At 43.7% G+C, this 2,407-nt stretch carries 3 protein-coding genes and 1 pseudogene; all 4 read left to right on the forward strand.

Annotated features, from left to right (window positions below; genetic code table 11):
- A pseudogene (locus L650_RS0100005) lies at window positions 1-299 on the forward strand (ABC transporter substrate-binding protein); the annotation flags it as partial.
- Complete coding sequence (locus L650_RS0100010; protein WP_029771647.1) at window positions 299-1,333, forward strand: ABC transporter permease; 1,035 nt, start codon at window positions 299-301, stop codon at window positions 1,331-1,333. The pseudogene L650_RS0100005 and the gene L650_RS0100010, both read left to right, overlap by 1 nt.
- A complete protein-coding gene (locus L650_RS0100015; protein WP_024033801.1) occupies window positions 1,320-2,213 on the forward strand; it encodes an ABC transporter permease subunit in 894 nt (297 codons plus the stop codon). Before L650_RS0100010 ends, L650_RS0100015 begins: the two co-directional genes overlap by 14 nt.
- On the forward strand, window positions 2,214-2,407 hold a 194-nt coding region (locus L650_RS0100020), incomplete at its 3' end, for an ATP-binding cassette domain-containing protein (protein WP_029771650.1).

The following is a 2,407-nucleotide window of genomic DNA, read 5'->3' on the forward strand; positions in this document are numbered from 1 at the left end:
CCCCCGATCCAGATAACTTTTTTAGCCCATTGCTAAGCTGCACTGCCACTTTTAGCGGTAAAAACCCAGCCAATTGGTGTAACCCGCAGTTTGACTTATTGCTTACCCAAGCGCTCGACACCACCGATTTAAGCTTACGCAAACAGTATTACGATCAGGTTCAAGCGCTGATTGTTGATCAGCTTCCGTTAGTGCCTATTGCTCATGGTATGCGTTTTCAAGCAAATAGTGCCGATGTAGAAGGGATAACCCTTGGCCCATTTGGGGCGATTTCACTCGCAAATGCGAGGAAAAAATAATGATACTTGATTATATATTACGCCGCCTTGGCTTGTTTTTGTTCATGATTTTAATGCTAAGCATATTTACCTTTTCGCTTAGCTACTTGTTCCCAGGGGATCCGCTTAGCAACTTAAGTGGTATTCCTAGCGGTAATTTTTCTCAGCACAGTGAGCTTGAAGATAAATACATGTATGACAGCAACTACGTTATGCAGTATTTAGCGTTTTTAGGGCGTATATTCCAAGGTGACTGGGGCGTGTCGTTTGCCTCGGGAGATAACGTTTTTCAGCACATTTTAGATTTAATTCCAGCAACTTTAGAGCTGTGTGTTTATGCGCTTATTGTATCGGTTGTGGTAGGTGTACCAGCGGGCATTTTGGCCTCAGCGTACACACGCCGTTGGCCAGATAAATTAATTAGCTCTACCACCATGATTGGTTACTCTATTCCGGTTTTTTGGTTAGCGCTGTTACTTATTATGATTTTTTCGCTCAAACTGGGCTGGTTTCCTATGTCGGGTAGAATGGGGTTACTATTTGAAATACCGCCTAATACCGGGTTTATATTAATCGATATTATGCTCGCAGGCTTCCCCTACAAAGGTGAAGCATTTGTAGATGCACTGCATCACTTAACACTGCCAACCATAGTACTGGCCATGTTTCCTACCACTGTTTTAGTGCGCTTTACCCGCGACTCTATGCTTAAAGTAATGGATCAAAGCTTTATAAAAACAGCCAGGGCAAAAGGCCTTAATCGCCGCCAATTAATCATGCATCATGCGCTGCGCAATGCGCTATTGCCGGTAATAAAACAAATAGGACTGCAATTTAGTACGCTTATTACGCTTGCCATGATAACCGAAGTTATTTTTTCTTGGCCTGGTATTGGCCGTTGGCTAATCGATAGTATTTACCAACGAGACTACCCTGCTATTCAAGGCGGTTTAATGGCGGTGTCTATGTTTGTTATTATTGCCACTATTGTTGCCGAGCTTACATATACTCTGTTCGACCCAATTTCGCGGAATCAGGCACATGGTAAAGTTTAAATTATTTTCTGAAGAGTCGAATAAATCGCCGCTGGCGCGTTTTTGGCGCAAATTTAAAAACAATCACCCCGCCTTGGTGGGGTTATGGATTTTTATGGCGTTTGCGCTATTGGCCGCCAGTGCGCCCTTTTTAGCGCCGTATGGGGTTAACCAGCAACATAGCGATGCTTTACTTATACCGCCATCATGGCGTGAAATGGGCGATGTGCGCTTTATTTTAGGCACCGATGATTTAGGACGCGATGTACTATCGCGCTTGATGAATGGCGCAACTTACACGTTTGGCTTATCGGTGGTGGCTGCCTTTATTACTACCATTATTGGTGTGCTTGTTGGCACTTTTGCCGGCATTAGCCGCGGCCTGCGCTCAAGCTTTTTAAATCACTTGCTTGATATCACGCTCTCTATTCCGTCTTTGCTATTAGCGATTATTATTATCGCAGTGCTTGGGCCGGGCTTAATGAATACAGTGTGGGCCATTATACTGGCGTTATTACCGCAATTTATTCACTCTATTCGTAATTTAATTGTTGATGAGCTAAGCAAAGACTACATTACCGCTTTTAGGCTTGATGGTGCCTCTAACTGGCATATTTTGTCGCGGGGTATTTTTCCTAATATTTATGAGCACATTGTAGTTATTTTTACCACCGCGCTTTCTACTGCTATTTTAGATATTGCTGCCTTAGGCTTTTTAAAACTTGGTGCGCAGCCCCCTACAACCGAATGGGGCGCCATACTGGCTGAGAATTTAGGCCTTATATATTTAGCACCTTGGACCGTTGCGCTACCGGGTGTATTATTATTTTTAGCGGTTTTGTCTACCAATTTAGTAGGTGATGGCCTACGAAAAGTGCTTAAAGCACGTAAGGCTGATTAAATGCAATTACTCGACGTTAGAAATTTAACCATAGAGCTGCGTACCTCTGAAACGGTGATTCGCGCTGTAGATAGAGTCAGCTTTAGCCTAAAAGAAGGTGAAGTACATGGCTTGGTGGGTGAGTCGGGCTCTGGTAAAAGCTTAATAGCCAAAGCCATTGTTGGGGTACTTAACGAACGCTGGCATATAACAGC

This window comes from Pseudoalteromonas sp. TB51, assembly GCF_000498055.1.
GTDB lineage: Bacteria > Pseudomonadota > Gammaproteobacteria > Enterobacterales > Alteromonadaceae > Pseudoalteromonas > Pseudoalteromonas atlantica.